Annotated in this window: 7 protein-coding genes; all 7 read left to right on the top strand. The window is 40.9% G+C overall.

The annotated features are described in order from the left end of the window. Positions 1 to 529 precede the first annotated feature (529 nt). Complete coding sequence (locus AB4653_RS07545) at positions 530 to 1,054, top strand: hypothetical protein (RefSeq protein ID WP_170962721.1); 525 nt, start codon at positions 530 to 532, stop codon at positions 1,052 to 1,054. 77 nt (positions 1,055 to 1,131) lie between these two features. Continuing rightward, positions 1,132 to 1,629, top strand: coding sequence for a hypothetical protein (locus tag AB4653_RS07540; protein ID WP_009845433.1), 498 nt, complete (start codon positions 1,132 to 1,134; stop codon positions 1,627 to 1,629). 114 nt (positions 1,630 to 1,743) lie between these two features. Next, positions 1,744 to 2,469 (top strand): molecular chaperone, encoded by a 726-nt coding sequence (locus AB4653_RS07535; protein WP_102258342.1) that lies wholly within the window; start codon positions 1,744 to 1,746, stop codon positions 2,467 to 2,469. 2 nt (positions 2,470 to 2,471) lie between these two features. Continuing rightward, a complete protein-coding gene (locus AB4653_RS07530) occupies positions 2,472 to 3,158 on the top strand; it encodes a molecular chaperone (protein ID WP_012600554.1) in 687 nt (228 codons plus the stop codon). Beyond that, the gene (locus AB4653_RS07525) at positions 3,142 to 5,634 is read left to right on the top strand and encodes a fimbria/pilus outer membrane usher protein (protein WP_170962718.1); all 2,493 of its coding nucleotides are present in this window, start codon (positions 3,142 to 3,144) and stop codon (positions 5,632 to 5,634) included. Before AB4653_RS07530 ends, AB4653_RS07525 begins: the two co-directional genes overlap by 17 nt. Beyond that, positions 5,624 to 6,505, top strand: a complete 882-nt coding sequence (locus AB4653_RS07520) for a hypothetical protein (RefSeq protein WP_009845437.1) — start codon at positions 5,624 to 5,626, stop codon at positions 6,503 to 6,505. Before AB4653_RS07525 ends, AB4653_RS07520 begins: the two co-directional genes overlap by 11 nt. 95 nt (positions 6,506 to 6,600) lie before the next feature. After that, on the top strand, positions 6,601 to 7,061 hold a 461-nt coding region (locus AB4653_RS07515; protein ID WP_372103724.1), incomplete at its 3' end, for a DNA-binding response regulator.

Genomic DNA, 7,061 nt, shown 5'->3' with positions numbered 1-7,061 from the left:
TCATTTGTGAGATTAAATTTTTCATGCACGATAAAATCAAATAATTTAATCGTAATAATTTAATTTTTATTTGCCATGCGTACGGTATTTAAGAATAAAACACACCAATTCTAAAAAAACATCGTAAGAGGCTAATTTAAATAGAAATTACCAACTAATATAGATAGCCACTTTTCACTATTACAATTAAAAATCGTCACATTCAAATTATAAACCAGTGAATAAAACTAAAAATAAAATATTCCTGGAAGAATAATCCATCGAAAAATTAACCAAAAATAACGCCGTAGACCATAGTTCTAATTTTATCAATTAATAAAAATCCACTCGTGAATTTAACTGTGGGTCAAAAACTGCCTATCTAATTGAAAACAAAATTATTATCTAAAAATGTACTATTTATACCTTACCTTAAACTCATACTAAAACTCATACTTCGTCTAAATAATAAACTTTTTTTACTACTTCACCATTTTTTAAAGCACTTATAGTTTTGAAAGTTAAGCAACAGGTTACATTCAATCAATCAATGAGAGGTGAAATGATGATTAGAGCATTCGTATTTATTCACAAATTCATCGTCTCAACGTTAATTTTTAGTCTGTCACTTTCATTCTACACCAGTGCTAACACCTTAACGTTAGGAATTAATGGCCAGATCAAAGATCGATGCGAAATAAATTTCTTTTCTGGCAATGTCATGAAGTTTACGGAACACCATGATGTGCAACTATTGCCTTTTAATATGTATTGTAACCGTCCGTTGGGTATAACGATTAATTCAAAATATGGAGGCTTAAAATATCAGCACCAAGGGGTTGATATTATTGAAACTTATAATCTGTCATTACAAATAGACGAGCTTCGGCTTTATGAAAGTAGGCACAGCAGCCAACTTACTTCACCAGTAATGATAAACAGTTCTGGTGTTATTCCTTTCTCTCAACAGGGGAGCCTTAGGGTAGCACTCGAAAATAGCTTGCGTTTCGCGGGTTATTATCAAGACGTTATTGAGATCGAAGTTTACCCTTCGATTCATAGCGTGACCAAGTAAAAGCTCTGCAATGTATCTGCAGAACAACATACGCTCAGCAGTATTCGAGCCAATCATTTAAGATAAAGGAATTTCTAATGAAAAAGCTAACACTCTACGCAGCAACAGTCACAGCTATTTTTGGTGCTCAAGTTCAAGCCGCTCCTGGTGATGTCCAGCTAGTTGGTTTTGTTTCACCTGTATGTGAAGTTACTGGTCTTTCAACACAACTGATGGACTTTGGTAATGTATCTCAAATTCAAAACCTTTCTGTTAGTGGCCTTAACATGAAGTGTAATGACGTCGATGGTGCAACTGTAACACTGACGAGTGCTGAGGGTGGTCTAGAGTCCGATGATAGCGAAGACTACGCTCTTACATACGAAGCAACATTTAACCCTTCAGGCTTAGCTCCTTTCACGCTTAATGCGCCAGGAGGCCCAGGCCTAAATGACGTTTCAATCAGTAACTCTTATGGTGGTTCAGGAGTATTGGCGACTGGTGTTGCCGCGTCCATTGATATTGTGACAACAGAAACCTCCCCATGGGCAGGTGGTTATTCAGATACGTTAACCGTAAATATCACCTCAAATTAGAGGTTGAATAAGTCGGGGGCTATTATTTGGCCTCCGACTTCATCTAAGCCTTTGTTGTATTAAAACTTAACCTCAGTTGTATTACGACTCTAGTTTAATTTGGAGCTCATCGCGATGTATAAATGGATCATGCATAAATGGACTGTTCTCTTATTATTGTCACTCACTTGTTTGTCAGCTCATGCGTTCAAAGTAGAGCCGATGTCTATGGAGATGACGCCACTTGGTAAAAGAGCTCAAATGACAATGAGGGTTGAGAATTCGTCTACCGAACCACTCACAGTCGAACTGTCTCCAGTATTTATGACTATGGATGAATACGGAAAAGAGACCACGACGCCTGCAGATGACGAGCTATTAGTGATTCCAGTAACTGCAATTATAGAGCCTGGACGTTCGCAATCTATTATGGTCCGATATTTAGGCGATCCGTCCATTACAGAGTCAAAAGCTTTTCGTATTGCTGTTAAGCAAGTGAAAGTTCAAAGAGCAAGTAGCAACCAAGGGCAAGTGAGTCTGTTACTTCAGTTTAATACGCTTATCAACGTGCGACCTCAGAACACTGCCTCTCAACTAGAAATTAAAAGTATCGAACCAAATAACAAGAATAACAAATGGGTCCTTGAAGTACTGAACAGCGGTAATAGTTATGGTCGGTTAACCAATACGACATGGAAAATTTCTGACGGCAAAAAATCAACCTATTTAAAAGGCGTAGAAATCGCCAAACGTATTCCAGGAACTTTAGTTCTTCCCTATTCCACTCGTTTTTTCGAAATGCAGCCACTTGAAAATTACAATGTAGAGACGCTATCGATTGAAATCGAGCAGGATCAGTAGCAATGAGACGTTATATTTTTGGTGGGTTCATTTCTTGTTTTCTGTGTGGACAAGCGCTTGGCATAACACTGTTTCCAACCGTCATTGAACTCAATACCGATCACAGGGCAACATCGCAACTGGTTGTGACTAACAACTCAACGCGGGATCTCCCACTTGAAGCTAACGTTCGTCGTTTGAAATTCTTACCTGATGGTACGTTCCAAACAATAGATCTATCGAGTGAGGTGATGTTTGTGTTTCCACCTGCCGCTATGTTGGCACCCGGTGAACGTCAAGTATTCCGTATACAATGGTTGGGAAACCGCCAACTCGAAACTTCCCAAAGTTACTTTGTTCGTTTCAGTACCTTAAATATTGGTCAAAACAACGAAAAAATGGACAGTCCTACCAGTTTAACAACCGGTATCAATTTGCAAGTTCACTACAATGCGTTGTTGCACATTCACTCATCCTCGCTAGAGCCTGACGTGAACTTACATATAGATGAACAAGGAAAACTAACACTCACTAATTCAGGGTCGCGATTTACCTATACATCGTTACTTCATTTTAAGGGGCTCGAATCTCAGAACCAAAAGGTACATGAGGCTTTAGGTGAACAGTTTATTCCACCACGCTCGACTATTACTTTGCCTTCTTCTTTAAATTACTTACCAGTAGGCACTTATCATGGATATGAAAACTGAAACCTCTCACAAGATGTGGCAAGTTTTCTATGTCTTGGGATTAGTACTGTTTTATTGTGCCGCCTTAAGCCCTGTAACTTGGGGCCAGGATATGGTATTGAACCCGACAGGACGCGACATTCAACTTACCTCTTTACTAAGGATAAGTGACACCATTCTTGGTGAAGCGGATATTATCATTACCGCAAACAACCAAATTCTTTTGCCAAAGGAAAGTACGCTGTCTCTCCTTTCGTCTGTCGTCACTCAAGAAGGTATTGGTAAGCTCCATGAGACGACAGACGATGAGATGCTGTCGCAGCACCACTTTATGAGCGTAGGGCTGGGACTAAATTTCGACTTTTCTTCGTTGGAATGTATCGTGACGGTTCCGCCAGAATTTAGCTTAACCCAACAACTCTCGATGAACGGCGCAGATGATTTTTATAACTATGCTGAGCCAAGTCTGTTAAGCGGATACGTTAACGTCGCCCTTTCCGCCAATGAGAGCCAATATGTCGATCAAAAATCGTCAAGGCAAGATCTTTATCGCAGTCAATTCGACTCTGCACTTAACATTGGTTTTTTCAATTTTGAATATGAATCCTATTTAGAAAATGGTTCATCGAAAAAGTCACAATATGTGAGAGAAGGAACTCGTCTTAATATTGACTTTGCACAGCAAGGTACACGACTTGTGCTCGGCGATATGTACAACAGTGGCCAATCTTTTCAGGACAGTACCGATATACTTGGTATTGGCTTAACTCGAGATTTCACACTGATTCCAACCAGAAATGCACGACCACGAGCCAATCAATCATTCACACTTCAAAGAGCCTCGAATGTCGATGTCTATATAGATGGGATTGCAGTCCAACGACTAACTTTAGGCGCTGGTAGCTACAACCTGAGTGATATACCTCTTGCGCAAGGTAGTAACGATATTGTACTCGTCATTACCGATCGTTCTGGAAACGAAGAGCGTATCGAGTTTTCTATTGCGACGGGTAACGACTTGCTCAATAGCGGTGAGTTTGAATATAGCATTATGTACGGAGCACCCTCTGAACTCCAAAATGGACAACTAGAATACCTAACCGATGAGCGTATTTTCCATGGTTATATTGATGTGGGGATTAACCCTTGGTTAACGTTAGGTACCAACTTTCAAACCCGTGAAGATTTATACCAATATGGTACTACCGCACTCATCGCTTCTAGATGGGGAGTCACTGAACTCAATGCTTCACGTAGCGAACATCCTGTATTAGGAAATGGCGATGCTTACAAATTTGCATTCGATGCGGAATTTTCCAGTAAGAATACACTGGCTCCACAACTGAGTGTTAGTTATGAGTATCTGAGCAACAATTTTACTGGTGTTGCTGGGTTTGGCGCCTCCGATAAAGACATCAACTTAACCACTCATTATGCTTCTGCATTCGGTTCGATTTATCTAAGTCGATCATTACGTGCCGCCATGACAGTCAATTACCGTTTAGGAATAGACAAAGAGAACGACTATTGGCTAATTAGCCCGAGTTTATCGGACGGACTGTTTGATACTCACGCGACTTGGAGTGCCCGTGTTAGCTATCAAGATCACGCCAGTAAAGACGATGACATCAGCACTACGCTCACCATAAGTTGGCCTCTTAGCCGACAAACTCGTGTCGTCGGTCGTTACAGTACAGAGCTAAGAGAAGCCGCCTTAGATTACAGCTATCAGAATAATATAGGTAACACCGGAGGGATATCAGGCTTTGCGAGTGTCATTACGAATGAAGAAACGGACGCCGATATGGACGCTGGTATTAACTATACAGCAAACCGTTACGAATTGAGTGCCACCCATGCCTCGCGACTTGACGACATTAGTGGTGACACAAGAAACCACAGTACCGACGTGACCATCAGCAGTGCACTTGCGTTTGCAGGTTCATCGGTAACGATCGGCAGACCAGTCCGAGAAGCATTCGCTATTGTCAGCAAGCACGAAAGCCTCGCAGAGAATGACGTGGCATTAGACCCAACAAAAGATGGAGAGTACGCACGCGTTTACCTTAACGGAGATGCCAGTGCCATGGTCCCTGATCTTGTTGCTTATAATAGCCAAGTCATCGGTTATGAGGTCGATAACTTACCACCGGGATATGATTTGGGGGATGGTGCTTTTTGGGTTAAGCCTGATTACAAGCGGGGCTTCCAACTACAAATTGGTTCCGATGCTGTCTTAACCGTGATTGGTAAGCTATACGACCGTCAAAATAACAATCCAATTTCACTTGTCGCTGGTGTAGCACATTACCTTGGTGAAGCTAAACAGTTACCGATTGACTTCTTTACCAATCGGAGTGGCATATTTGCGATATCTGGGTTAAAGCCAGGGAAATATCAACTGATTCTTGACACTAAAGGACAAGAGTCAGCCGTCATTACTCTCAGCGAGCGCAGTGACAACTTGATCAGACTAGGAGATGTGTATGTGGATTAAACAACTTCGGTGGGGAGGATGGTTCCTCATCGCCATAAATTCTGTATCCTCTGTATTAGCATGTGAAGCTAGTGCATTGACGATTCAACCCGTCTCATCCCAGTCTCAATACGACGTTTTCAACACTGGTAATTACGCAACAATTAATACTTACAGGATCGATGCGAATATAATTGGCGAAGACTGTAAATTGAGTTTGGTTCTACAACTTAATGATACTAGTCGGACGTTAAAAGGGGTAAACCAAGACAAACTCAACTTCGAGTGGAGTGGACAAGTGGGTGTGCCAATCGCCAATCAGTGGCATGTATCATTAACCGACAGTCAACCTTCGACAACCATACAAATGCGTTTCCCAAGCAAACAGTGGCTAGCGTCAGGAACCTACCGGGGGCTTTTAGAAGTGTCGCCCTCTTATACCTCAGACAACCAACAAATAGAGATTAGCCCTAGCTCACTCCCAGTATCTGTTACCGTGCCACCAGCTGCAAAAGTTCACTTTTATGGGTTAACTCAACAGCATTATGACCTTGATCTAGGAACATTATATTCAAACAAGATTATTCGTTCTGCACCGAACCTATGGGTGCAAAGTAATACAGCGTATACCATCGTATTGGAATCATCCCATCAAGGGATGCTACGTCATGAATCTGATGAGACAAAATGGGATATTCCATACGAACTTTCCCTAGATAACGATAGAGTAAACCTCGGTCAACTTGATGCAAAAATTCAGCGTATTTCGGCTACGATCGGTCAACCTATTCCTTTGAGTTTTGTAATTGGGGAAACAGAGAACAAACCGGGAGGAATATATGACGATACATTACAAATTTCTATAGAACCCCTCCTTTCACAGCAGCCTTAAATATGTAATTATATAAATCCTGAGATATGCAACGCAATTATATAAAACCCAGTATCATATAATCACAACACGATTTGTCAGTTTCGGAGTAAAGTATGCATAACAGTAAAAATAATTTAAAGCACATGCTCCTAATTGGCGATAACGGTATAAATAACCAGTTTATTCAACGAGAAATAGAGAAATACAGTGACTTTTGTTTTAGTCGCGAATGTATTTCAGGCATTGAACGTTCGAATCATCGCAAGACGTTTGATGTCATTCTCATTAGTTACTTACTCTTAGCTGACATCAAAGATGTTTACATCACCTTATCAAAAGTAGAGTCCAACAAATGGGTAATCTATGACGTTCCCTCTGATATTACCGGACAGAGTATTACCGTAATGCAACTATTCAACATGTTTAATATAAAGGGCATAATCTATCAAGATGCTCCTGTAGAACACCTTACACGTTGCTTGAAAACGGTTTGTGATGACGACCTATGGTTACCGAGGAAGTTAATGTCGCATATTTTATCCAATGCGCGCTCCCAAACATTCAAGTCACAGGT

This window comes from Vibrio sp. 10N.222.48.A3 (genome assembly GCF_041475345.1).
GTDB lineage: Bacteria > Pseudomonadota > Gammaproteobacteria > Enterobacterales > Vibrionaceae > Vibrio > Vibrio tasmaniensis_A.
Note: the sequence above shows the minus strand (reverse complement) of the source record. Positions and strands in the feature narration are given on the sequence as shown.

What these genes read in the sequence shown, in the direction of transcription:
- AB4653_RS07535 (WP_102258342.1), top strand. Translation starts at nt 1,744, where the DNA reads ATGTATAAATGGATCATGCATAAATGGACTGTTCTCTTATTATTGTCA.
- AB4653_RS07520 (WP_009845437.1), top strand. Translation starts at nt 5,624, where the DNA reads ATGTGGATTAAACAACTTCGGTGGGGAGGATGGTTCCTCATCGCCATA.
- AB4653_RS07545 (WP_170962721.1), top strand. Translation starts at nt 530, where the DNA reads ATGAGAGGTGAAATGATGATTAGAGCATTCGTATTTATTCACAAATTC.
- AB4653_RS07525 (WP_170962718.1), top strand. Translation starts at nt 3,142, where the DNA reads ATGGATATGAAAACTGAAACCTCTCACAAGATGTGGCAAGTTTTCTAT.
- AB4653_RS07530 (WP_012600554.1), top strand. Translation starts at nt 2,472, where the DNA reads ATGAGACGTTATATTTTTGGTGGGTTCATTTCTTGTTTTCTGTGTGGA.
- AB4653_RS07540 (WP_009845433.1), top strand. Translation starts at nt 1,132, where the DNA reads ATGAAAAAGCTAACACTCTACGCAGCAACAGTCACAGCTATTTTTGGT.